We start from the raw sequence: 21,907 nt of genomic DNA, 5'->3' as shown, positions 1-21,907 counted from the left end.
ATAGCCCTGCCCATCTGGAAATTACATGAACCAGGGTCATGAATCTTTATTGTCTGAACCTAACTTAATATATCATGTACGATAAATGCTAAATGCTTTACCGGTAAATGTCAATCATAACTGTACCTAACTAAGATAATGAATATTAGGCATCTGTACAGACAAATGGTGATTCACTTACATAACAGATTCCTACTTTTTACTAACAGACTCAATTTGAGTAACTTTAGAATTATTTAGGCACACGCCGCTTTCATTTAAATTCTTTCTTGTATAACGAAATAAAGAAAGAAGATGATCATTCATCTTCTTTCTTCTATTGTGTGTCCAACGGTCGGCTTTGCAAACCTCAAATCTTTCCGCTGAATTCCAATAATTCTGCGGACATGGTAAATGTCTGAGTCTCTCCGCCACGAATAAACCCTGCGCTATCATTTCGTACAGCCTCGGATAAACCATGGATATCTCTCATGCCTCAGACAACTTATACTTTCTTATCTACGAACAAAATCACCCTGCGGGTGCAAATCATCCACAACTTTATCCACAAAATTGCGAAAATCATAATTTCCTATACAAGAACAAAAACCGTTTCAGACCAACAATCAAATTCGGTTTTTATTCGTTTTGGTATCCTCTTTATCCAATAGAACCGTATGATTCTGATTCTTGACATGCCTTATCGCATTAATTTCACCGCCGATGATAATGATTAGCGCCGAAATATAGAACCACGTCATGAGCACGATGATCCCCCCGACGCTGCCATAAGTGGCGCTGTAGTTGGTGAAGTTGTTGACATAGAAGGAGAAACCGAAGGAAGTTAATTGCCACCCCACTGCCGCGAATATCGCTCCAGGAAGGACGCTTTTGCAGGTGAGACATGTGTTAGGCGCTATATAGTAAATGCCGATGAAAACCACAAATACGATGATAAAGTTCACAATCCAGCGGAGGTTGTTCCACAAAGCCACTTGCTTCGTTGAAATCGGGATGTTGGCAAGCGTCCAATCCCCGATCCAATGACCAAACACGCTAAGCAGCAGCGCTGAAGCGATGACAATGAGCATACCCAGCGTCAGCATGACAGCTAGAAAACGCGAGTGTATAAAGCTTTTTCGCTCCGGCAGCCCATACGCTTTGTTAACGGCTATGACGATCGCATTCATCGCTGCGCTGGCACTCACTAAGGCCAATATTAATCCGAAGGAAAGTGCGCCTCCTCTTTTTACATCAAGCAGATTGCTAAGGGTTTCCTCGATCCATCCGGCGACAGCCCCCGGTATATATTCTTTAATGAGCTCCATAACATCATCCGAAGAGAACGGCAAATACCCCAATAAACTCAGAATAAAGAGTAGAAAGGGGAACAGCGACAGTAGAAAATAGTAAGCGCATTGGGCAGCAAGCCCCGTGGCATCGTGTTTTTCGAACTGATTCCAAAGCAATTTTAAGTAAGATATCCCCATATGTATATAGGTCCTTTCATCGGTCTATAAATGTGATAGAATAGGTAGTCCAGAATTGCTATGAAACAGGTGATGATTTTGACTTCTCTTTCAATTTACCCTACACCATTAGGTACGAAACAAACCACCACGGAGCGGCCTATCCCGCATGCGCGTATGGCGCTTTTAACGAATAGTTCCGATTTTGTGTCAGATAGCGATCATGACGCTTACTTTTTCCGCGACTTGGAAAGCCATCAGATTATGCTGAATGAAGCGCAAGTTCAGGCTGTGCGCCATTTCAAAGGTCCCTTACTTACCCTGGCGGGAGCCGGTTCCGGGAAGACTACGGTTCTGGTTTGCCGAGTGGCTTATTTACTGCGTGTCCACCGGGTCCATCCATCGAATTTGTTGTTGATTACTTTCTCGAAAAAGGCCGCCGAAGAGATGCGGGAACGCCTCACGTCCATGCCGGGCCTTGATCATAGTATGACCAATACGATGCAGGTACGAACATTTCACGCTTTTTGCCTAAGATTATTGCGAATGAACGGGTTACAACAAGAAATTCTGAGTGATAGCCGCTATCAGCAAATTGTCTTCAAACGTATCATGCTAGGTATGGGGCTGCAGGATACCTACCAACCCGAAGTGCTCATTTCCTTGCTTTCCTCTTATAAAATGCAGCTGGTCGAAATCGAAGACCTACCCGAAAGTACGGAAGAAGATAAAGAAGTAAAGCGAATTTTCATGCAGTATGAGCAGTGGAAAATGGAGCAGCAGAAGATTGATTTTGATGATATTTTGATCAAAGCTTACCACTTATTGCAGCAAAACACGGATGTCCTGCGCTCGCTGCAGCGAAAATTCACTTATATTAGTGTTGATGAGTTCCAGGACACGAATACCGTGCAATATGAAATCATTCAAATGATAGCAAAGAACCACGAGAATCTGATGGTCGTTGGTGACGATGACCAGACCATTTATTCGTTTAATGGAGCGCGAAATGAATTTATTCTACAGTTCCATGAAAAGTATCCTGCTGCCAAGACGGTCACTCTTGATATTAATTACCGTTCTACTTCAAGCATCGTCGGTCTGGGGAATGCCATCATTAGACATAACGTACAGCGGAAGTCGAAGACCCTCCTCGCCACGAAGGAGAGTGATCTGAAGCCGCAATATGTGAAACCCATGAATAGTGATGACGAGGCCGATTGGTTAATTAACGATCTTCGGATCAAAGTCGCCGAGGGTGGCAGCCAATATGGCGATTTCGCTATTTTGTACCGGACAGCCAGCAACAGTCGGGCGATTATCGAGCAGCTGATTCTTCATAACTTGCCTTTTGTGGACTACGGCAGCAATGACTCCTTCTATGATCAGTGGATGGTGAAGCCGATTATCGATCACTTAAGGCTTGCCCATGAGCGGCGCAATTTCGAGGCCATAGAAGGTGTCCTCCCTTCATTATATATAGGACGAGACCAAGGCATGCGGATTATTCAAGATCAGGAAGCGATTCAGGCGAAAAAGTGGCCGCTCATCCACCTGCTCGGCTTGCCGAACCTGAAAGATTTTCAGAAAGAAAAGCTCAAAAATCGCATCCGGCTCATCAAATCGCTTGCTGACATGAAGCCGCTTGCTGCCGTTCAGGCGATTCGCAAGGATTTCTACGATGCTTTCCTCGAGACGAACAAGCGAAGCAAGCTGACGCATCACAGAGAGATGCTGAAGGAAACACTGGACGAACTGGAATCTTCGGCCAAGCGGTTCGATAGTGTGGAGCAATTTCTTTATTTTATCCATGAGGTCGCGGAAAAACGCACCGAAATGAGTGAAGGGAGAAAAGATCACAATGCGAATAAAATTTCGCTCATGACGATTCATAAATCGAAGGGACTGGAGTTCAGAGTCGTTTACTTGCTCTGTGCGATTGAGGGCAATATGCCGCATAGCACGGCACTCGATGCCAGCCATCTGGACGATGTGAAGATGGCTGGGGTTGCTGGGCGCGACAAGGGAACCGCCGCGCTGGAGGAAGAACGGCGACTCGCCTACGTCGCCGTCACGCGCGCCAAGGCTGAGCTGCTGATCAGCTCGCCGGCGTTTTATCGCGGGAAGAAGGCGGAGCCTTCCCGCTTCCTGCTGTCCGCGTTCCCTGGCGCGGACCCTGTTGTCAGCCGCGAGCCTGCTGCGGCTGTGGGTTCTGCAGCGGCGCGGCGCCCGGCCGCTGCTGGGAAACCCGCCGCCGCGACTGAGCGGGTCGCGGCGTGGATCTGCGAGCAGGCCGGCTGCAAGGCCTGGTCGCGCATTTCTTCGCCGCAGGAAGCGAAGCTTGCGGCGAAGGCGTGCCCCTTGTGCAGCGCGGCGATGGTCAAGGGCAGCCGCATGGTCACGCTCACTCGTTAGCCGAGCATTGCCGGCATGCTCCCTTCTAACTCGGGTAGAATTCACCCGTATCAGCTGGAGTAATCCGCACATGGCTTCTCGATGAAGGATTTCATACAAATCGCTTCAAGACTCCAGCTATCATCTGGGATGTAAGTCACGCCTAGGACGTATATCTTGAAGCATTCGCTTCCTTATCCGTTCAAAGTTGTACGTTGTACAACTTTATGCAAGCTAATTCACGTTTTCCACACGATTGTTGCACAAAATACAACAATTTCTGCCAAAAGTAGCTCTATTGGAGGGAAATAGGCTAAGGATTGTTGTACCAAATACAACAATCCTTAGCTTGCCCCGAAGAAATCAAGGAAATTGTTGTACGTTGTACAACTCTCCTTCCTAAATCCCTATTCATGTCAAATAGGGGTAAGCTTCACCTTACCCCCTAAATCAATAAAAGCAGCAATCCCTAAGGGAATGCTGCTCTCTTTTTTACACAAGTTCCTTCAAAGCCTCTAAAGCCGCATCATAATTCGGATGCTCCTTCATCTCCGTTAAATACTCTACATAACGAACCGTATTGTTCTCATCCAAGATGAATATCGCGCGCTGATCGAGCTGAATCTCTTTAATCAGAACCCCATACGCTTTGCCGAAAGCGCGGTTTTTATAATCAGACAAGGTTACGACTTTATCAATGCCTGCAGCCCCGCAGAAACGACTCAGCGCAAAAGGAAGATCCACCGAAATCGTCAATATGACGACATTATCTCCTAACTTGTCTGCTTCCACATTGAAGCGTCGCGTCTGTGCGTCGCATGTACCTGTATCCACGGAAGGGACGACCGAAATCAGCTTCACTTTGCCCGCATAATCCGATAGGCTTACCTCTGTCATCAAATCCTTATTCACCTTAAAATCTGGCGCTTTATCCCCTACCTTGATCTCCGGTCCCAGCAAAGTAACTGGATTTCCTCCAACTGTTGCTACCCCTGTGCGTTCTTTTACCTGTGTCATATTCGTTTTCCTCCTGTGATTTTATATGTTTTAACACATTAGATTCGTTGTGGTTCGTTATGATTTATTGTTTGTTAGGCTTTCTCAATAACCGCTTTAAGCTTCTCTTTCGGTTGCACCCCAACCAGTTGATCAACCAATTGACCATCTTTGAAAACGAGCAGTGTAGGGATACTCATGACGTTATATTTGGCAGCGGATTCTGGGTTATCATCCACGTTGATTTTTACGATTTTGGCTGTATTTCCGATCTCAGCAGATAGTTCATCTAGAATAGGAGCGATTATTTTACAAGGTCCGCACCAAGGGGCCCAAAAATCTACAAGTACTATACCCGCTTCAATTTCATTGTTAAAAGTAGCATCGGAAATTTGTTTAACTGACATGGCGAATTCCTCCTAAAGGTTCTTTTATACAAAAAAGCATTAAACATGCTGTTCTGAAATGAATCGTTCACAATCTAGTGCAGCCATACAACCGCTTCCTGCTGATGTAATGGCTTGGCGATAAATCCGATCCTGTACATCCCCACAAGCGAATACGCCTGGTACAGTCGTTTGCGATGTTCCGGGAATAACGTGCAAATATCCAAGCTCATCTGTAGGCAGCTTTCCGCCTAGGAAGCCAGTATTCGGTGTATGCCCAATCGCTAGAAAAATGCCATCGGCTTCCAGCAGCTCTTCCTCACCAGTTACGTTATTGAGCACCTTAAGTCCAGTTACTCCGAGAGGTCCAGCTACAACTTCAAGCGGTGTCCGATTGAGGCTCCAGGCTACTTTTTGATTGCCGCGGGCGTGATCCTGCATGATTTTGGATGCTTTCAGATCATCACGACGATGCACAACGCGCACCTCGGAAGCGAATCGAGTTAAGAACTGCGCCTCTTCCATCGCTGTATCCCCACCGCCAATCACGATAATCTTCTTGTTCCTGAAGAAAAATCCATCGCAGGTTGCACAAGTGCTTACGCCTTTCCCAATATTATCGGATTCGCCAGGGATGCCCAGTTTCTTGGCCGTTGCTCCTGTGGAAATGATCAGCGAATCCGCCGTCAATTGACCTCCGTCTTCTAAGAACAAGGTAAAAGGACGTTTGGACATATCGACTTCTGCGACTCGACCTGACTGAATCGTAGCACCGAAACGCAATGCCTGTTTGCGCATATTGTCCATCAGCTCCGGCCCCGTGATACCATCCGGGAATCCTGGAAAGTTGTCGACTTCCGTGGTGGTAGTTAACTGCCCTCCAGGTTGTATACCTTCTATAACTAGAGGCGACATGTTCGCCCGTGCCAAGTAAATCGCTGCGGTTAGCCCCGCTGGTCCAGTTCCGATAATAATCGCTTTGTGATGCATAGGAATGCCTCCTTGGATGCTTCATATTATTTGTATGATTTTGTTTATTTGTTAGCAATTTAATTTCAAACAACCTTATGAATGAATCATACCAATTTCATTTAGTATTGTCAACAATTAATTTGTGTACAATTTAAATTGAGCGGAATGTCCTTATCCAGGTTCCACAAAATGAAAAAGGGAACCCTCCCTGCCATGAAAGCGGCAACGGATAGTTCCCTTTTTCTTACATTTATTGCAGCGACTCTGTACCCAATAGCCTTATGGCGTCCGGCTTTGCATCTCATCGAGACTTTTGAACTGGTAGCCCTTACTCTTCGCATCGTCAATGATTTTGGCTAGTGCTTCCGTGTTATCCTTGGACACCGAATGGAGCAAAATGACAGCACCTGGATGCAGCTGCGCCATCACATTTCTGTAGGCGTATTCCCAGCCCTTCTGATGCTTCGGCTCCCAATCGCGGTAAGCGACGGACCAAAATACGTTCGTGTAACCAAGCCCTTGACTAACGGCTAACGATTGGCCGCTAAATATCCCCCGCGGCGCGCGCAAATAGCGCATTTCCTTTTGACCAGTAAGAGCGCTGACCTCATTTTTCACTTGATTCAGTTCTTTCTGGATGCGTTCTGCCGATATTTGACTCATATCCGGATGGCTCCAAGAATGGTTGCCGATCAAGTGACCTTCCTGTGCCATTCGCTTTAACAGTTCAGGCTCCGTCTTGATATAATGCCCCGTCACGAAGAAGATCGCGGGTACCTGCTTTTCCTTCAGCACGTCTAGAATCTTACCGGTATAGCCCTGCTCATAACCATTATCGAAGGTTAAATACAATTCCTTGATTGCTGGATCTCCTGTGAAAATAGCCCCTCGCTGTTTCAAAAGGCTCTTGAAGCCTTCTTCATCAATCGACGGAGGCTGTCCGTTTACGCTTTTCTTAAACCCAAAATGATAGGACCCATCGGCAGATGCCATCGTCGCTTGCCCGAGCAGCATGGCGAGCACGATCGTCAGAATTCGCATGTATTTCATGGTTGAAGATTCACTCCTTGCCTTCTGTGGATTGGTACAGACTACATAGACTGTTACTAATATGCCACATGTTAGACGGAGATTATGTGTTCTTTTTCAATCTATCACTTTCCCAAAGGCATCCACAATGTCAGCTCGAAAAGCTTGTCCGACCAACTTCTGAATTTCAGCGTACGCTTCTCTTGGCGACGTGGCATGTCGGTATGACCGCGGTGTCGTCATGGCTAGGAATACTTCCACTATGCCGAGCATCTGCGAAAGCATCGGTATCTGATCGCCTGCAAGTCGATACGGATAACCAGTGCCGTCTACTTTTTCATGATGATAAAGAAACGCTTTCTCTACCTCTTGAAAATCGGGGATGCCCTCGCACAATTCCTTCGCCATAAAGCTGTGCTCCTGCACCACTTCGAACTCATACTCTGTCAATTTCCCTTCTTTCTCAAACATATAATCCGGCAGCTTAACCTTGCTTACAAAATGCAAAAGTAATAATAAATCAATCTCCCAATCTTGCACACGCAAGCTTCTGTATTCATTCACAAGTGCTTTGAGCAGCACACTCATTTCACCGATTTCTTTACGCGACGTTTGCGTTTTCCGTTCAACAACTGGGATGAAGCATTGCAAGATGTTAATCACTTGCTGTTTTTGCTGCTGAAAAGCCGCCGCCTCGACGCTCCTTTTATGTTGATTAAAGGCTGTAATAATAATCCCGCCTAAGATCACGCAGCCTAATGCATAGACACCTTTTGTCGTCGCCATAATAATGGGAGAAAACCCGTCGTCATTCCCATACATGGGTCCAAAAATTTGAAAGAGTAAGAAATACAGTGAAAAAATGACAGAACCAATTACATACACCCTAAATTCCACCAATAAACTGAGCATAACAGGGAAAAAGATAAGAGCAACCCACATTTGATGCAAAGCCACAGGGTTGTACAATGTGATAATAACAATTACTAAAAATAGTAATGATGGAGTTATCAGATTCGTATATCGACTGTTTTTTGGCATACTTTTCTGAATCGCGTACATCGCCCAGGAAAAAAGAGAAACGGTACACGAGGTCATCATATATAGCTTAGATTCGGAGTTACCGCTAACCAACCAGTATGACAGTCCACTCAGTGTACAAATAGAAGACATACTGCCAATGATAGCCATCAACAGTTGATTGACAGGCAGTTGGCCGAAACGTTGTAAATTCATCATAATGAACTCCTTCTTGGATTTGGTTGATCGCTGTTGTTCTCCTTAACAATGGTCATCAGCAATGTCTACTTTATACAAAGGCGATACTCCTTTCACGTGGAATGTAGGCTGTAACCGTCGTACCCATGAAAGCTTCGGATTGAAAAGAAATGGCTCCGTTCAAGGCTTTAATCCGATTCTCCATGCCTCTCAGCCCAAATCGCCCCTGCTCGTACACCTCGGATGTCTGCATTCCGATGCCATCATCCTTAATGGTAATCGACCATTGTACACTCGTGACTTCAATCTTCACATGGATATGTTTGGCTTTGGCATGTTTAATGACGTTGTTGGCCGCTTCCTCTACCAAGTGGTAAATCGCTTCTTCGATATCAAGCCGCTCATGCGCTGCCCAACCGATGTTCTCAAAGATCGGCACCACCTCGGTATGTTCAGTAACACGGTGCAGCAGCTTCTCAATCGCACTATGAAGATTGAATTTTCTCTTCTCTTCCTTAAGCTCGATGATGAATTGACGAATATCACGATGACTTTCTTTCACTTTTTTCTCGATTTCGGTCACATATGGAAGCGTCTCCTCGCGAACATCCGGGGGAAGCGCATTTTTCAATTGAAACAGCTGAATAGAGATAAAGAAAAGCTCCTGAGCGATACCATCGTGAATATTTTGAGCAATCGCATCGCGTTCGAGGGCGACAGCCGTTTCTTGAGCATCTAGCAATTTCTCGTTGACGAAATGGAAAGCTTCTAGCTTCATAAGGATAAATTGAATATAAATTTTGTGTAAAATAGACAATTCGTCCCTGCCTGTTTTCACAAGCAGCCAACCATACTTTTTCCCACTACGGTCCAGAAGAACTTGAACGTAATAAGGCACGGCTTCACCTGTAGGCGATGGTAATTGGGTATACATCTTCTGGCTAAGCGGACTATTTTGTTTCATATAATTCTTAAAATATGTATGCTTCCAACTTTGAACCTTTTCGTAACGAGAGGCACTCTCCACGCAAAGGATAACTTCCCTGCCATCTAAAATATGCTGAAGCAGTTCCTCTACATAAGAAATCGTTCCTTGCTTCATTGGCTGTAGGTTCATGTGACGAGAAGAATAAATCATGACTAGCTTACGGAATTGCTTTCGTACATTTTGCAATATATAGTGTATTAGACTTACTAAGCAAAAGAATGCGAATACGATAAAGCCGTAATCAAAATGAACTAGTACATATTTATAAATGAGAGCACCTGATGTCATCGCAAACAGAATCGGGATACCCGCAGCATAAAACAAGATGATCGGATAGTACTGTCTCCAGCTCACAAATGGTTTGACCATCAAGAGACCTGTAAAACTATAGATTAAGAACGGACTGGAAAGGCCGCCCGTCAGCCCAAGCAAATAAATCCCAAAGCATACATCCGCGATAGCGGCCATGATCGCCACTTTTCTACGCATTTTATTTAACTGTAATAGGCTGTATATCGTCTGAAAAAGCACCGCGGCCAACAGCAGCCCTGGCGTTACAACGCTATCCTTTGAATAAAGGATGAGCCCCGACAGCAGTAACGCCCATCTGCAGCCAAAAAAGAAATATAAGCCCGCTCGGTCATATAAGGACATGCCCAACTTCTCCTAAACTTTATGAATTCTTAATAGTCTTTTGGCATATTTTGTTATACAATGGAGCCAATCGATAAACATAGGTAAATAGTAATAGGCATTCCGTACTATTTTAGTATAACATAGCCGAGATCTTTTTGGAGGGAACCCACTTGGTTAATATGATTATCCTTGATGATCATCCGCTTGTTCGCAAAGGAATTCGCACGATTGTATCATCCGGCCAATCGATGAATGTTATTGGGGAAGCCGCGAATGCGAAGGAGGCTCTACGGCTCCTTGAGCAGACAAAGCCTGATCTTGTAGTCGTTGATTTAAATTTGGGGAACGAAAATGGACTGGACTTGATTCGAGAGGCTCGAAGATCGGGACATACTTGCAAATATATCATTTTAACCTCATCGATAACCCGAAGTGAGCTTCAATTAGCACAATTTTTACAGGTTGAAGGCGTCTGCTTGAAAGAAGCGTTTCCCGAAGACTTGTTATATGCAGTTGAAAGCGTTGCCCGTGGTCGTAAATACTATGATCCTGTCCTAATGGGATCTATGATGAGCGATAAATCCCACAGCGAAGAGCAAGAGCTCTCCGAATTAACACCCAAAGAGCTAAAAGTCCTTATGTCTCTTGGCAAAGGACTTTCGAATAAGGAAATCGCCAATTCCCTGTACATTACAGAGTTTACGGTGATAAAGCATGTGAGTCAGGTGTTAGCCAAATTAGTTTTAACTGATCGTACGCAAGCCGCCTTATATGCCCTATCCAAAGGACTCCTGCAGTTCGAAATGCAGCGATAAATTCAAGGAAAGATCCGCCGGGATAACCCGCCGGATCTTTTTGCCTTATAGGTCAGCGGTTCCGCGATCTTGTGCACAGGAAATAACGAGAAGACCGCATAACCCTTCACATCTTAAGCCGTACTCATAATATTGTCTAAATCATTTATTCAGGTATATCCCCCCATTCCACTTGGCATTCACTCGAATATACTGGAGCACAAGATCTTTGGGGGTGGAGATAGTGTTTCAACTTAATGGCATCGTAGGCGGTAACTCACCAATCTCGGTTGGCGCCGGGAAATCGATACTACTGCAGCAAATCGTTATTCGTGTGAAAAGTAAACAAAAGTTAATTTTGAGGGATATCAACTTCTTATTTAACAACGAGGCTTTTGCTATCAAAATAGAGGCTGAGCCCTCGCCTGGCGTCTTTATAGCCCGAGGAGGAGCTGGTGATTTAACGCCTCGTAAAGTATTAGTTAATAATACAACTGGCGAGGATTTGCTTATTTTTCTACTCGTAAGCGCCGTAAATAAAGCCAAAAATTCGAGATCCTTAAGTCGTTCAGATAGTTGGCACATGACTTTTGTTCGGCGTTAAGCATGATGACCAAATGTTTGATCCTTAGAAAAGAGGATACAATGAAGAGGAAACAAATGCTCATGATCCATACAATGGCCCTTACCCTAAGCATGGGTGGAACCAGATGGATTGATCCTTTAAGAGCTAATCCAATTGCAAATAAACAGAATACTGTTCCTATAAAAGAAGATCTGCTGCATGTACTGGGGCTATCCTCAGAGGAAGACATTTACATTGCCCAGTATAATGGGCTATCTCTTGCAGATATGGCCAAGGCCAACCAGGTTGATGTCCAGAAAGTCATTGAGCTTCAATTAGCAGAGTTAACGGAACAATTAAACTTAAGGCTGTCCAGCGGCAGCATTACGCCTGAGCAATATGAAGCACAACGTGCAGAATTACCTGAAATTATTATCAAAAGTGTATACGCGATGTAATTTACAGGGAAAGCAAAAAAGGATGCAAAACCGATTCACGGTTTGCATCCTTTTTTGCCTAGAATTTTTTGCGGGGTGATTAGAGCTACTTCTTTTGCGCTTCCCCTCGCTGATTGGGCTTATAATGAGCTGAAGTTACAACAACTCTCATCATGCTCCACAGCAGACGCCTAATGAAATTGTACTAGAAGTCCTAGGATTAAATAACTAAGTTAATGAGAGAACCTCTATCGAGGACAATCAAAGGTGATGAGCGACCGCGTTTAATAAGGAGAGAATGTGGTCAAAAAAAGAGACACAGTCCGTTACGGATGTGGCTCTATCTTTTCAAAAAACTATATTCGATAATTGTCGCTTCTCCAGCTCTTGATCGACTTTTTAATCGCGTCAGGTAACAACTGCTCCGCAGCAGCCTTCTTACAAAGTGTAGGAAACTCCTGATCGGAAGCAAAGCGCAAAGCCGCAATTTGCCCTATCGTGAGCTTAGAATCCAACAGCTTCTGGGTCAACACATAGTGTCTGAGACTCTCTTCGGCCCGTATCGCGCGATCCTGCGCTTTCAACGGGTAGGACCGGACAAGTAGGAATACAATGACTAAATTGATAGAAATGAGCAGAAAAATAGTCGCGGGCAGCACGTCTATCCCGGATTGCACTGACCTAACGAGCTGGATAAGTGATAGGATCACTAAACCCAGCGCCAGTACACTGTAAACAAAGTGAAACAGCGGATGCATTCTACGATGATTCGCATAATTTTGATGTCCGTTACTCATAGTTTCCCCACGATCTCATCAATCTCACTTTTTAATAAAAGGTAGCGATGAACACTTCTCATAATTGGCACTTTGGTTAACTTGTTTTTGTCCACATAGAGTTTCATTTGATCTTTGGAGAGACCCAATGATTCTCCTGCCTCCATAACCGTTAATACGACTTCATTACTAGTAGCGTTGAACGTTGTCTTTACTTTTTGATTCCAGTCTTCAAAAGTATTCATTTACTCGCACCCTTCTAATTCCGTTCCTTTGATTATACCACAGAAATTAAAAGGGGCGTCATCCAATTAGCGGATATTAGCGGATACTACTTCACCTCCTCATCATTTAAAAGCTCCAGCAATGCTTGTGGCAGAGCAAATTGCTGATTGTTAATGATAATTCGATTCAACTTATCGTCCATGGATTCCGATTGCTCTTCTTTAATAACTTCAATTTCGGCATGCAAGCGTTCCATTTGCAGATCCAAAGCTGACGCGGCTGCAGCCGCTTGCTTTAATTCATCCAGAAGCCGCGCGGGTACAGCTTGATTGCCTTCATTGAATTTATAATAGATTTTATGCTCCAAACTTGCCCAAAAGTCCATCGCAATCGTTCGAATTTGAACTTCGATGCACACACTTTCTAGTCGATCTGACATATGTACAGGCACTTCGATGATCAAATGAAGACTCTGGTAGCCATTAGGTTTCGGATTCTTAATATAATCCTTCTCATCTAGTACTTTAAGGTCGCTTTGACTCTTCAGCATCTGGCTTATGACATAAATATCAGAGACGAATGAACACGTAATCCGCATCCCTGCGATGTCCTTAACACTCTCCTTAATCCCTGAGAACGAGAGATCGCCGCCCTTTCTGTTGAGCTTATGAAAGATACTTTCCGGTGACTTCAAGCGAGATTTGGTATGTTCAATCGGATTATATTCATGCAGCATTTCGAATTCCTGTACGAGAATTTCAATTCTGGTCTCTATCTCATCCAGCGCGAATTTATACGTCATCATAAATCGTGTCAGTTCGTTCTTGAATCGTTTTAAATCATTCATCGAAAGTTGATTCATCATAAGTCGTTCCATCCTTTGGTCGTGGTTATTTTACCAGTCTTAGCTAGTGTAATTCACAGGTATCGCTCGGTGCAAATTTGGTGTTCTTATTGACACCTGCCGTGGTGGCTTGGTATAGTATTCTTATCATATTCGAGTGAACACTTACGACGGAAGCACCCGTAAGATAAGGCCGATGGCCTTTCTTGCAGGTGCTTTTTTTGTTGTATTCACATCCTATTTTCAAACTTGAAGGAGGTTGTCTATTGAGAAATTTCACTGCTTTGCTCATCGCTTTAGCCCTCGCCTCAGCTATTCCAGCTGAATTGGCATCAGCCGCTTCGTTCGAAATCACAACCACGATTCAAGCCTCTCTCGACAAAACGATTGCCGGCGCAACTCAAACACAAGCGAATAGAATCAATTCGCTTTACACCGAGTTCCTTACCCTACAGAAACAAGAGCAGGACTGGGACACCAAGATCAATACGCTGCATAACAGAAATAAAGACACTTCGGCAGAGCTGGGCAACCAGGCCAAAGAAATCGATTCCGCCAAATTGGCGAAATTGGAAGAGGACATCACGCAAACGAGAGCTCGGCATCAGCCATTATTATCTCAATATACCGCGCTAAACAAACAAATCGAAGCCGCCCGATTGCTGAACAGTAAAAGCTTGAACGTCCTGCTAAGAATTCAAGCTGCTGCTATGAGAATCCCCGTACAACTAGCTCGCATCGACATCAGCGCCAAGGTAAAAGCGTTGCAAACTGCTAAGGACAAAGCATCCAAAGCAACGAAAAAAGTCCGCACTAGTCTGAATGACATAGACCCCATAAATGTTCAGATCAAAGCTAAGCAAGGTGCTATCAAAACAATCCAAACCAGCCTCTCCCCGATATGGACCGCTTTTAAACAAGGAGCAAAAAAAGAAGATACGAATGCTGTTCAAAGCTCACTCACCTCCATAGCTTCTTTATCCCGTCAAACGAATGCGGAAAAAGAAAGCATCTTTAAGCTTGAAATGAAGATAAGTGATGCACTTACTGGGATTAAGGCTCAGATGCCGTAGGATGGATTCATTGATAATGCGCACTTAGGGCTATTCCATTATAATTTGTATAATTGTATAATTGTTATAACAACTGAATAAGATAGTAAGGAGTTGATTATACATGAGCAAGGTGATGGACATGGAGCGTAAGGTTTCGAAATTTGGCAATAGCCTCGGCATAACGATGACGGATGCTCTTAAGCAAATTGGTCTCGAAGTTGGTGATACCGTAAGAATTGATGTGCGAGAAAACGATGGAGAAATCGTCATCAAGAAAGTAAATAAAGTAGCTCTTCCCACAGGGATTAGTCCCGATTTTCTTGACACACTCTCCCAAGTTATGGAGGAATACGACGAAACATTGAAGGGTTTAAAAGATAGATAATGAACATAATTCGCTATTTGACCACCCAAGAAGCTATAGCAATTAATGTTGCTGTCATTCAAAAATATAGTCCTGGCGAACATATAGGTGTAAAAGATAGCCATTTGCTGGAGTCTGCTTTATTGCGCCCGCAATCATCAGCCTTTGGAGACGATGCTTATCCCACTATTTTTCAAAAAGCAGCAGCATTATTCGAATCCTTGGGGCAAAATCCCCCCTTTCAAAATGCGAACAAACGTACAGCCTTTACTGCGCTAGTCATCTTTCTCCATTACAACGGTTATCGTTTCTCAATGGATAACAAGGCTGCGGAAGATTTGACAGTAGACATGGTTAATCATATATATTCTTTCGATGAGGTAGCTGAGATTATCAGGAGACATTCAGTGCCCATTGACTAATGGTGCAGCCTAAAAGTAAATAAACTCACTTATTGTGCAACAAATGAGGTGGCAAATTTCTTGCCTTCTCATTTTTTGTTTTCTGCCGATTAAGGAAAGTCACTTGGCCTTTGTCAGGGAACGTCGATTCGCTATTTTGGGAAATCTGCGCTTGAAATCGAATGAGAGGAACGTGAGTGCGCTATTTGATCAAAAGAATGATCTAAAGGCAAAAAACGGCGAAATAACGCATCGTCGTTCCTCTTCATCATGATTTTGGGTGTTTTCGTCCAAATAACGCATCGTCGTTCCCTCGGTAACTTCTGGATACCTACAAAGGAATACGAACCATGAACGCACTGCCCTCCCCAACCGTACTTTCCACATGAATAGTGCCCCGACCGGCATTCTTAGCGATCGCAAGTCCAAGACCATGACCGCCAATTTGACGCGTTCGCGATTTATCCTGGGGCGGTAGAAACGGTCGAAGATGCGAGGAATTGCTTCGGCCGCAATGCCGATTCCATTATCCTTCACTTCGATCGTGAAATAGTGAGCCCCTTTTTCCTTGCCCTCTGCAATCGTTACTTGTACCGTTCCCTTGTCCGACGTATATTTTATCGCATTATCGATTAGCAGGATGAGCAACTGCGTCACTTTCTCTGCGTCCCAATTCACCATCAGCTCATGAGGAGTATAAAGCTCAATTGTCAAGGTCCTTGGCTTGCGCTAATGGTTGAAGCTTACTAATCACTCTAGCAGCTATCTTACTAACTCCGCTTGGAAAGACGGGCATTTCACATGCATAGACAAGCTAAATGAATCATATTTATCAAAGAGAATTCTCAGGAAGGATGCGATTTACTACGTATGGAGCACCTTTTACCACCACAAATAGAACTAATTCTACAGTTTGGCATCGTCTTTTTTTGGACAATCGCTTATATATGGATCATTTATAAAGGGTTTCGGGATCGAACCTGCGGAATGCCAATAGTGGCCCTATGTGCCAATATCACTTGGGAATTTCTATTCTCCCTCGTCATGCCTTTCCATCCACTCCAGCAAATCGTAACCCTGCTATGGTTTTTATTAGACTGCATCATCCTGTTTCAATTTCTCTATTATTCAAAAAACCAATCTCCAATATGGCCTATAAAACCTATCGTCCTCTCCCTACTAGTCATTGCACTGCTGCTTCACTACGGAATAGCTGCCGAATTTCACGATCCTGAGGGCAAGTATTCCGCATTTGGCATCAATCTAATGATGTCTATCCTATTTATAACAATGCTGCTGAAACAAGATTTACATGGCCAATCCATTGTCATTGCCTATTCTAAAATGGTCGGCACCCTGTGCGCATCTATTTGGTGCTATTCCCTAAACCCGAATTCAATCTTGTTAAATATGCTGTACATTCTTATATTTATTCTAGACGTCGTTTACATCCTCTTAGTTTATAGCAAGTCAGTTAAGACCATTCATAGATCCACCATAACTCACCATGCCTCCTATTAAGGGGCTCCGTTATCCCCGAAAATATTTTTGTAAACGAGTTTACTTAGTGATAATACTCCAATGACATATGTACCCTACAATTAAGTTATCTTATTGTGGCGGAGGCATCGAAATTTGACAACCAAAATAATTCTTGTATTTGCCTGTATGTTATTCCTATCTGCTTTAGGTGTCAGTGCAACAGAGAATCATCATATTATTCGACCGTACTCTCCAGAACTTTATAGCTCTACAGAACAATTTGAATATGAATTTGAGTGGCAAAATGGTAAGATCATAGCCAATCCTTAATAACAAATTATAATTTTTCTACTTAGATTAGAATTAAACATATGCTTGCCGCGAGTCCAGGATAAACGACTCCATTGTCCTTCAGGGACGGGCACGTTTGTCAAGGTAGATGCGAAGCAAAAGTATAAAACTTATACTTTCTTATCTACTTATAAAAGCACCCTCATGGGTGCTTTTTCATTTTTTTGAAGGTGTGCCGATGTGTAGCACATAGCACAAAGAGACACTTATAAAGTGCCTCTTCATACCCTCCTCACAAATTCTGTTATCCTCGCCGCTTGTACCATATTCCGCTATAAACCTCTCCAAATCAAAGTTCTTGATCTTATTGGCGCAACAAAACTTAAATTTCAGCCCGCTGCCGCATGGACATGGAGCATATACATTGGTTGGACTAAGCTTTTGCATTAACGCTTTTCTAAGGTCGGACAAATCTTCCATATATTCAATACCAATGATGCATTGAAGCTCGTATCGCTCGCATAGTTGATAGATTTTCTCGGCTCTTTCTTCTGATTTTACTTGTATGACGATAGGCCTATTCTCAGAGCCTAATTGCGTTGCAGAATGACCCTTTACCTCTGTGACGGCCTCCTTGCGGTGCCCTGGGCCTGGGAGGCATGGATCCAAAGTTCTCTCGCTCGCCGGAATTTCATCCTTTCTGAGCCACATATACATTTCCGCTAAAGGGTAAAATGATTTCCGTTCATCCGGAAAAATCTCCAAATCCGCTAACGAAATAGTAGAAGCTTCAGCCCCTGCAGCCGTTTCCTGATTTGTATCTATAAGCTCAAACTCTTCCATTGTCGGCATAAACGCGATTTTCCGGTCCGATTCCATATGAATGTAATGTAAGTTCTGCAGTCCTGCAGCCAAAATTTCTCTCAAATCAAGGACGGACATCTTTGAGTAGAGACGGGCGTATACCAGCATCATTCTGCCATGATAAGCAGATTTTTCAAGCTCACCAATCTGAAATAAAAGCCCACCGAGTGAATAATGGGACTCCACTTGCGACGGGTCCACCTGAATAGACTTCTCGTACGCCGCTGCAGCCAGCTCGGGTCTTCCCCCTTTCAAATACAGGTTGCCTAATCGGTTCCACAGGAATCCGTCCTGACCATTTTCACGAAGCTTAGCCAAGAAGTTTTCCTCTGCATCGGTTGCCCACCTGGGAGTACTCCCGTCATAAAGGGCTATTTGGCCTACACTGTAACGGGATTGATCTTCTTTAGCTCCGACTAGCAACTCCGTCAAAAAACCTAAACCGAATAAAGGATCCTTAAATCCCCAGTTCCCTGCTCCATTGCATTGTTTACATCGAAAATATCCTGTTGTTTGTACATAATCAATCATATTTCTTTTGGTCTGTTTGCCTGCTGAGTCCTTCTCATCTTTCTGCCAACGGTCTAGGTTGAATGCGACGAATCCGAGATCGTAATGTCCTTTACTCCCGCAATAGCCGCAAATCAAAATCTGCTTGTTAGATTCGAAATGAGGACCGATCTTCTTTTTGTGTTTAACAATGAGCTTGGTAAGAAAGCCGGGCATCAAGGAAGCAGTCGGTTTCTCAGGAATACTTGATAAAGGTTGTCCTGTCAGGGTGGATATAAGCAAAGGATTAATAGCAGCATGTGGAGTCGGCATGTAAAGACCTGCCTTTCTAGAATTATATCGGCTAATTGATTTTTATTGATAGTTCAGTTTCAAGCTTCGTCACTTTCTTGCTGTTGATTGAATTCACCTGAAGCGTGTTTATAATCGGCTTGTTCTTGTTTGGGCAGCTTTATATAATGGGTGGAATAGTGTCGTTCAACTTGGTAATCACCTGTTTTCGAGAAGCGCAGCTGCTGTTTCGCCCCTTTTCCCCAGGACATATAGGGTCTATAAGATTCCTTAAGGTTCAAATCCCTTGCCGTTTTCCGGAATTCTTTCATGATGAAGCTGAGTTGACCCAAATTCCCGTTAAGGACCCTCTCTAGGTAGGGAACCCTTCGGAATCGCCATTCCTCTACAAGCTTTGGGGAGATCTTCTCCATCTTCAAGAACAAATCCAGTGGGCTCGCATACCCTTTTTCCCAGATTAATTGATGCACCGTATGACGAACTTTTTTCTGTAACTCTTGTCTATTCAAAACGAACTACGCCCTTTCATGGTCAAAAAGCGTTATTATTTTTGTGCTTTTCGCTCAATTCATTGTAATCCAGCTCATATTGATTCATCCACGTCTGGATTTCTTCTTCTGCAAGTTTTTTCTCGAACTTGTTCCACTCATCCCAAATATCCAATTCATAAAGAGTATCCTTAAACCTTCTAAAAGGTTTATTACCATCCAGAGCATCAAACAATTTATCTTCAGGATCGGATTCGGTACGCTGAGCAAATTTTGTCATCACATAAAATGCCTCATTTGAATCAATCTTTGGAATGTCAATATACCGTTCTTCGTTTTCCTCATCATCCAAGTCGATGCCCGGTTCCCCTGTGTATGCTTCGTCCATATCTAGAATGACTTGCCCCGTTTGCAGATCCAAATAGTAAGGATGCTCAATGTTGTTATCCAAGTAAGCATCAATAAGCTCGTCTAATAGATTCATTTCGATCAACCTCTCTTGAATTTTATGATCCCATTTTATCATATCGTACTTCTTACTTCATTCTTGGTAATTTCATGACTTAATCATCTGCAGTTCATCCATGAAAGCATGTCTATTCGGATAAACAAGACGAAACTGTTGTATTAACTTTTCCGCATGAACCGATCCATTGGCTTTGATTAGTTGACGGATAATTTGACACACCTTCTGATACGCTTTTCGATTTGTTGCTCGAGCTGCTTCCTCCACAATGTGCTCAACAAACAATTCAAAAACTTCTTCTGCATACTTACCCACCAGATGCGTATAGAAGTTTACTACATAACTTTTGTGCATTTTGACATAATTCAGCAGTCTCCGTGTTTCTTTCTCTTCTATAAGTAATTGGGTGTATAAGGAATTTACATGCCAATTTCCTCTTTGATTATTTTCCAGATCGCTTAAGATCCTCTCATATACAGATGACTATTCATCCTTGCTAAATAATTCTTTTAATTGCGCATAATAGGCATACTCACCCGATACTAGAAATTCCTCCGCCAGCTTTTTTTGATGTTCAACTTGGTGTGTAAGCTGATATATGTCATAGCGATACCTTTTCCACTGATCCACCAGACCCGGATAACCTTTACGTGTATCGTGACGCTCGCCTTCCTCGGCTAACTGCAGCGCCTTATCATATTGCTGATGATTCATAGCAGTAGCAATCGGCATTTTACGAAAAGCGGTAAAGTCGAGATGATCTTGTACAAATTTCGTTGCTTGTTCATCACCATCAAACTTCTGAATCATTTGATACCGGAGCCTAGCAATATCTTCAGCAAAATACGATCCATATGAGGAATTTCGTTTCTCTTTCTCTTCTAATTTCACTACTTGCTGTTCCCACTCTGTCCTCTCCTTATCATTCTTTATCAAACATGCACCACTTTGCAAAAGAGATAATTGCCACTCACTCCATTCTTCAAGGTCCGGATGAAATGTCTCTTTGAGAAGCAGCTCCAACATGGCGGGTCTATCTATTTCGGAATTGCTTTCGAGATCACAAACTGCATTATGAACTAAATTCAAACACTGCTGAATCATCCCGCCTACAATGCCATCAGAATCGTCACACGACCGAAGCAATTCCCCCATCTCATGCAAAATGCAAAAGCTTATTTTAACAGCAGACAGACGCTGTCCTTTTTCCAATTCTTCCTCGGCCTTTTCCATAACCAGTTCAGCACCAGTTACAGCAGAGGACACATTGCGATAAGGCACAAAACCATGTCGATCGGAGTTCATCTTCACATAGGATCGAATCGTTTTTTTATACTGGGCCAAACCCTCGTCACTGCTGGCGTCATGAAATTTCAGAGTAAGCATTTGCTCTACTTCCTGAATTCTCTTTCGAAAAGTGGAGAAGTAACGCAACCAGCTCCTCTTTACTAAGCTTAGACAGTTCGTCAGATAAATCTACTTTACTTGAGGGCTTAGATTTAGAAGAATCCGAAACTGTTCCCCTATGAGATAACTCGTCTCTAATTTCTAAAAGCACAGCAGCTTCATGCTTACATATTGCCCCCATGTCGTAAGGACAGTCGCACGCCGTATATACCACTTCACCGCGGGAGCCAAGCTGAACCTCCACATCATAAAGTTCATTCCCCCTCAACTTCAGCTCGGTACAATCCTGGCCCCACCTCTTCAATGGATAGAATATGACCGTTCTCTCGATACCTTGCCCCGCGCTCAAGAATGATAGGATCTATGCTATTCTCAATTTCTTTCAATTTCATTTATGTATCCCTACTTTGTTAAATGATTTGAGTTGTTCATGCTTTCATTTTCTCAAATTTGTCTCTTCTTGCCTACTATTGCTTTTCTCAAATCAACAATAAAGAAGCCTGCCAGGATGACAGCAAATCGAATTAACCAAAAGAAAAAAAGCACCCTCTCGGGAGCTTCATTTTGTATGGAGGTGAGC

The 21,907-nt window shown here is 43.5% G+C and carries 26 protein-coding genes and 1 pseudogene; 9 read left to right on the top strand and 18 right to left on the bottom strand.

Features of this window, described 5'->3' with window-relative positions:
• Positions 1 to 605: 605 nt before the first annotated feature.
• On the bottom strand, positions 606 to 1,469 hold the full coding sequence (locus ASG93_RS16040) for a YihY/virulence factor BrkB family protein (RefSeq protein ID WP_056833562.1): 864 nt from the start codon (positions 1,467 to 1,469) through the stop codon (positions 606 to 608).
• A 60-nt stretch (positions 1,470 to 1,529) separates the two neighbouring features.
• On the opposite strand from ASG93_RS16040, the gene ASG93_RS16035 reads away from it, so the two are divergent.
• The gene (locus tag ASG93_RS16035; RefSeq protein ID WP_082614925.1) at positions 1,530 to 3,863 is read left to right on the top strand and encodes a UvrD-helicase domain-containing protein; all 2,334 of its coding nucleotides are present in this window, start codon (positions 1,530 to 1,532) and stop codon (positions 3,861 to 3,863) included.
• 471 nt (positions 3,864 to 4,334) lie between these two features.
• On the opposite strand, the gene tpx is transcribed toward ASG93_RS16035, so the two are convergent.
• From tpx to ASG93_RS16005, 6 genes are all read right to left on the bottom strand, one after another.
• Positions 4,335 to 4,859: a thiol peroxidase gene (gene tpx, locus ASG93_RS16030; RefSeq protein WP_056833561.1), complete on the bottom strand. Its 525-nt coding sequence runs from the start codon at positions 4,857 to 4,859 to the stop codon at positions 4,335 to 4,337.
• Between the two features lie 74 nt (positions 4,860 to 4,933).
• Complete coding sequence (trxA, locus tag ASG93_RS16025) at positions 4,934 to 5,245, bottom strand: thioredoxin (protein WP_056833560.1); 312 nt, start codon at positions 5,243 to 5,245, stop codon at positions 4,934 to 4,936.
• Positions 5,246 to 5,284: 39 nt separating this feature from the next.
• Positions 5,285 to 6,214, bottom strand: coding sequence for a thioredoxin-disulfide reductase (gene trxB / locus ASG93_RS16020; RefSeq protein ID WP_056833559.1), 930 nt, complete (start codon positions 6,212 to 6,214; stop codon positions 5,285 to 5,287).
• 261 nt (positions 6,215 to 6,475) lie between these two features.
• Complete coding sequence (pdaA, locus tag ASG93_RS16015; protein WP_414858872.1) at positions 6,476 to 7,210, bottom strand: delta-lactam-biosynthetic de-N-acetylase; 735 nt, start codon at positions 7,208 to 7,210, stop codon at positions 6,476 to 6,478.
• A gap of 132 nt (positions 7,211 to 7,342) precedes the next feature.
• Complete coding sequence (locus tag ASG93_RS16010; protein ID WP_082614924.1) at positions 7,343 to 8,464, bottom strand: HD-GYP domain-containing protein; 1,122 nt, start codon at positions 8,462 to 8,464, stop codon at positions 7,343 to 7,345.
• Between the two features lie 70 nt (positions 8,465 to 8,534).
• Entirely contained in the window at positions 8,535 to 10,085 is a 1,551-nt protein-coding gene (locus ASG93_RS16005) for a sensor histidine kinase (protein WP_056833556.1), read from the bottom strand.
• A 161-nt stretch (positions 10,086 to 10,246) separates the two neighbouring features.
• Here ASG93_RS16005 and ASG93_RS16000 point away from each other — a divergent pair, with 161 nt between their 5' ends.
• The 3 genes from ASG93_RS16000 to ASG93_RS15990 all read left to right on the top strand — a co-directional run bounded on the left by ASG93_RS16000 (position 10,247) and on the right by ASG93_RS15990 (position 11,884).
• Complete coding sequence (locus ASG93_RS16000; RefSeq protein ID WP_056833650.1) at positions 10,247 to 10,882, top strand: response regulator; 636 nt, start codon at positions 10,247 to 10,249, stop codon at positions 10,880 to 10,882.
• Positions 10,883 to 11,105: 223 nt separating this feature from the next.
• Positions 11,106 to 11,465: a hypothetical protein gene (locus ASG93_RS15995; protein ID WP_156410923.1), complete on the top strand. Its 360-nt coding sequence runs from the start codon at positions 11,106 to 11,108 to the stop codon at positions 11,463 to 11,465.
• A 41-nt stretch (positions 11,466 to 11,506) separates the two neighbouring features.
• Positions 11,507 to 11,884 carry a hypothetical protein gene (locus ASG93_RS15990; RefSeq protein WP_063891888.1) on the top strand — a complete coding sequence of 126 codons (378 nt, stop codon included), beginning with the start codon at positions 11,507 to 11,509 and terminating at the stop codon, positions 11,882 to 11,884.
• A gap of 335 nt (positions 11,885 to 12,219) precedes the next feature.
• On the opposite strand, the gene ASG93_RS15985 is transcribed toward ASG93_RS15990, so the two are convergent.
• The 3 genes from ASG93_RS15985 to ASG93_RS15975 all read right to left on the bottom strand — a co-directional run bounded on the left by ASG93_RS15985 (position 12,220) and on the right by ASG93_RS15975 (position 13,726).
• The gene (locus ASG93_RS15985) at positions 12,220 to 12,660 is read right to left on the bottom strand and encodes a DUF6526 family protein (protein ID WP_056833553.1); all 441 of its coding nucleotides are present in this window, start codon (positions 12,658 to 12,660) and stop codon (positions 12,220 to 12,222) included.
• Complete coding sequence (locus ASG93_RS15980; RefSeq protein ID WP_056833552.1) at positions 12,657 to 12,884, bottom strand: hypothetical protein; 228 nt, start codon at positions 12,882 to 12,884, stop codon at positions 12,657 to 12,659. Before ASG93_RS15980 ends, ASG93_RS15985 begins: the two co-directional genes overlap by 4 nt.
• Positions 12,885 to 12,970: 86 nt before the next feature.
• Positions 12,971 to 13,726 carry a GTP pyrophosphokinase family protein gene (locus ASG93_RS15975; RefSeq protein ID WP_056833649.1) on the bottom strand — a complete coding sequence of 252 codons (756 nt, stop codon included), beginning with the start codon at positions 13,724 to 13,726 and terminating at the stop codon, positions 12,971 to 12,973.
• A 248-nt stretch (positions 13,727 to 13,974) separates the two neighbouring features.
• Between ASG93_RS15975 and ASG93_RS15970 the strand changes: the two genes are divergently transcribed.
• From ASG93_RS15970 to ASG93_RS15960, 3 genes are all read left to right on the top strand, one after another.
• On the top strand, positions 13,975 to 14,781 hold the full coding sequence (locus ASG93_RS15970; RefSeq protein ID WP_056833551.1) for a hypothetical protein: 807 nt from the start codon (positions 13,975 to 13,977) through the stop codon (positions 14,779 to 14,781).
• Between the two features lie 103 nt (positions 14,782 to 14,884).
• Positions 14,885 to 15,148: a hypothetical protein gene (locus tag ASG93_RS15965; protein ID WP_056833550.1), complete on the top strand. Its 264-nt coding sequence runs from the start codon at positions 14,885 to 14,887 to the stop codon at positions 15,146 to 15,148.
• On the top strand, positions 15,148 to 15,549 hold the full coding sequence (locus ASG93_RS15960; protein WP_056833549.1) for a type II toxin-antitoxin system death-on-curing family toxin: 402 nt from the start codon (positions 15,148 to 15,150) through the stop codon (positions 15,547 to 15,549). Before ASG93_RS15965 ends, ASG93_RS15960 begins: the two co-directional genes overlap by 1 nt.
• Before the next feature lie 310 nt (positions 15,550 to 15,859).
• Here ASG93_RS15960 and ASG93_RS36800 read toward each other — a convergent pair whose 3' ends face one another.
• Together ASG93_RS36800 and ASG93_RS36795 are read right to left on the bottom strand one after the other, a co-directional pair.
• Positions 15,860 to 15,973 (bottom strand): hypothetical protein, encoded by a 114-nt coding sequence (locus tag ASG93_RS36800; RefSeq protein WP_268796024.1) that lies wholly within the window; start codon positions 15,971 to 15,973, stop codon positions 15,860 to 15,862.
• 59 nt (positions 15,974 to 16,032) lie between these two features.
• Positions 16,033 to 16,209, bottom strand: a pseudogene (locus tag ASG93_RS36795) (ATP-binding protein); the annotation flags it as partial.
• A 306-nt stretch (positions 16,210 to 16,515) separates the two neighbouring features.
• On the opposite strand from ASG93_RS36795, the gene ASG93_RS15950 reads away from it, so the two are divergent.
• Together ASG93_RS15950 and ASG93_RS35130 are read left to right on the top strand one after the other, a co-directional pair.
• A complete protein-coding gene (locus ASG93_RS15950; protein ID WP_162262858.1) occupies positions 16,516 to 17,049 on the top strand; it encodes a hypothetical protein in 534 nt (177 codons plus the stop codon).
• Between the two features lie 114 nt (positions 17,050 to 17,163).
• On the top strand, positions 17,164 to 17,340 hold the full coding sequence (locus tag ASG93_RS35130) for a hypothetical protein (RefSeq protein WP_156410922.1): 177 nt from the start codon (positions 17,164 to 17,166) through the stop codon (positions 17,338 to 17,340).
• A gap of 177 nt (positions 17,341 to 17,517) precedes the next feature.
• On the opposite strand, the gene ASG93_RS33645 is transcribed toward ASG93_RS35130, so the two are convergent.
• The 6 genes from ASG93_RS33645 to ASG93_RS35125 all read right to left on the bottom strand — a co-directional run bounded on the left by ASG93_RS33645 (position 17,518) and on the right by ASG93_RS35125 (position 21,719).
• The gene (locus ASG93_RS33645; RefSeq protein ID WP_063891887.1) at positions 17,518 to 18,987 is read right to left on the bottom strand and encodes a tetratricopeptide repeat protein; all 1,470 of its coding nucleotides are present in this window, start codon (positions 18,985 to 18,987) and stop codon (positions 17,518 to 17,520) included.
• A gap of 59 nt (positions 18,988 to 19,046) precedes the next feature.
• The gene (locus ASG93_RS15940) at positions 19,047 to 19,475 is read right to left on the bottom strand and encodes a hypothetical protein (protein WP_056833546.1); all 429 of its coding nucleotides are present in this window, start codon (positions 19,473 to 19,475) and stop codon (positions 19,047 to 19,049) included.
• A 22-nt stretch (positions 19,476 to 19,497) separates the two neighbouring features.
• On the bottom strand, positions 19,498 to 19,938 hold the full coding sequence (locus ASG93_RS15935; protein WP_162262857.1) for a UPF0158 family protein: 441 nt from the start codon (positions 19,936 to 19,938) through the stop codon (positions 19,498 to 19,500).
• Between the two features lie 72 nt (positions 19,939 to 20,010).
• Positions 20,011 to 20,274 (bottom strand): hypothetical protein, encoded by a 264-nt coding sequence (locus tag ASG93_RS15930; RefSeq protein WP_056833544.1) that lies wholly within the window; start codon positions 20,272 to 20,274, stop codon positions 20,011 to 20,013.
• A 129-nt stretch (positions 20,275 to 20,403) separates the two neighbouring features.
• A complete protein-coding gene (locus ASG93_RS15925) occupies positions 20,404 to 21,306 on the bottom strand; it encodes a hypothetical protein (protein ID WP_056833543.1) in 903 nt (300 codons plus the stop codon).
• Positions 21,307 to 21,581: 275 nt separating this feature from the next.
• Positions 21,582 to 21,719 (bottom strand): hypothetical protein, encoded by a 138-nt coding sequence (locus ASG93_RS35125; protein WP_156410921.1) that lies wholly within the window; start codon positions 21,717 to 21,719, stop codon positions 21,582 to 21,584.
• Between the last annotated feature and the right edge of the window lie 188 nt (positions 21,720 to 21,907).

Origin of the sequence: Paenibacillus sp. Soil787 (assembly GCF_001429545.1) — a bacterium.
Classification (GTDB): Bacteria; Bacillota; Bacilli; order Paenibacillales; family NBRC-103111; genus Paenibacillus_E.
This window is presented reverse-complemented; position numbering and strand designations above follow the sequence as displayed.

What these genes read in the sequence shown, in the direction of transcription:
- trxA (WP_056833560.1), bottom strand. Translation starts at nt 5,245, where the DNA reads ATGTCAGTTAAACAAATTTCCGATGCTACTTTTAACAATGAAATTGAA.
- tpx (WP_056833561.1), bottom strand. Translation starts at nt 4,859, where the DNA reads ATGACACAGGTAAAAGAACGCACAGGGGTAGCAACAGTTGGAGGAAAT.
- ASG93_RS15990 (WP_063891888.1), top strand. Translation starts at nt 11,507, where the DNA reads ATGAAGAGGAAACAAATGCTCATGATCCATACAATGGCCCTTACCCTA.
- ASG93_RS15925 (WP_056833543.1), bottom strand. Translation starts at nt 21,306, where the DNA reads ATGCTTACTCTGAAATTTCATGACGCCAGCAGTGACGAGGGTTTGGCC.
- ASG93_RS16010 (WP_082614924.1), bottom strand. Translation starts at nt 8,464, where the DNA reads ATGATGAATTTACAACGTTTCGGCCAACTGCCTGTCAATCAACTGTTG.
- trxB (WP_056833559.1), bottom strand. Translation starts at nt 6,214, where the DNA reads ATGCATCACAAAGCGATTATTATCGGAACTGGACCAGCGGGGCTAACC.
- ASG93_RS33645 (WP_063891887.1), bottom strand. Translation starts at nt 18,987, where the DNA reads ATGCCGACTCCACATGCTGCTATTAATCCTTTGCTTATATCCACCCTG.
- ASG93_RS15935 (WP_162262857.1), bottom strand. Translation starts at nt 19,938, where the DNA reads ATGAATCTATTAGACGAGCTTATTGATGCTTACTTGGATAACAACATT.
- ASG93_RS16000 (WP_056833650.1), top strand. Translation starts at nt 10,247, where the DNA reads ATGATTATCCTTGATGATCATCCGCTTGTTCGCAAAGGAATTCGCACG.
- ASG93_RS15930 (WP_056833544.1), bottom strand. Translation starts at nt 20,274, where the DNA reads ATGCACAAAAGTTATGTAGTAAACTTCTATACGCATCTGGTGGGTAAG.
- ASG93_RS35125 (WP_156410921.1), bottom strand. Translation starts at nt 21,719, where the DNA reads ATGAAATTGAAAGAAATTGAGAATAGCATAGATCCTATCATTCTTGAG.
- ASG93_RS16005 (WP_056833556.1), bottom strand. Translation starts at nt 10,085, where the DNA reads ATGTCCTTATATGACCGAGCGGGCTTATATTTCTTTTTTGGCTGCAGA.
- ASG93_RS15975 (WP_056833649.1), bottom strand. Translation starts at nt 13,726, where the DNA reads ATGAATCAACTTTCGATGAATGATTTAAAACGATTCAAGAACGAACTG.
- ASG93_RS15965 (WP_056833550.1), top strand. Translation starts at nt 14,885, where the DNA reads ATGAGCAAGGTGATGGACATGGAGCGTAAGGTTTCGAAATTTGGCAAT.
- ASG93_RS16035 (WP_082614925.1), top strand. Translation starts at nt 1,530, where the DNA reads ATGAAACAGGTGATGATTTTGACTTCTCTTTCAATTTACCCTACACCA.
- ASG93_RS15950 (WP_162262858.1), top strand. Translation starts at nt 16,516, where the DNA reads ATGCCAATAGTGGCCCTATGTGCCAATATCACTTGGGAATTTCTATTC.
- ASG93_RS15985 (WP_056833553.1), bottom strand. Translation starts at nt 12,660, where the DNA reads ATGAGTAACGGACATCAAAATTATGCGAATCATCGTAGAATGCATCCG.
- ASG93_RS15980 (WP_056833552.1), bottom strand. Translation starts at nt 12,884, where the DNA reads ATGAATACTTTTGAAGACTGGAATCAAAAAGTAAAGACAACGTTCAAC.
- ASG93_RS15960 (WP_056833549.1), top strand. Translation starts at nt 15,148, where the DNA reads ATGAACATAATTCGCTATTTGACCACCCAAGAAGCTATAGCAATTAAT.
- pdaA (WP_414858872.1), bottom strand. Translation starts at nt 7,210, where the DNA reads ATGCTGCTCGGGCAAGCGACGATGGCATCTGCCGATGGGTCCTATCAT.
- ASG93_RS16040 (WP_056833562.1), bottom strand. Translation starts at nt 1,469, where the DNA reads ATGGGGATATCTTACTTAAAATTGCTTTGGAATCAGTTCGAAAAACAC.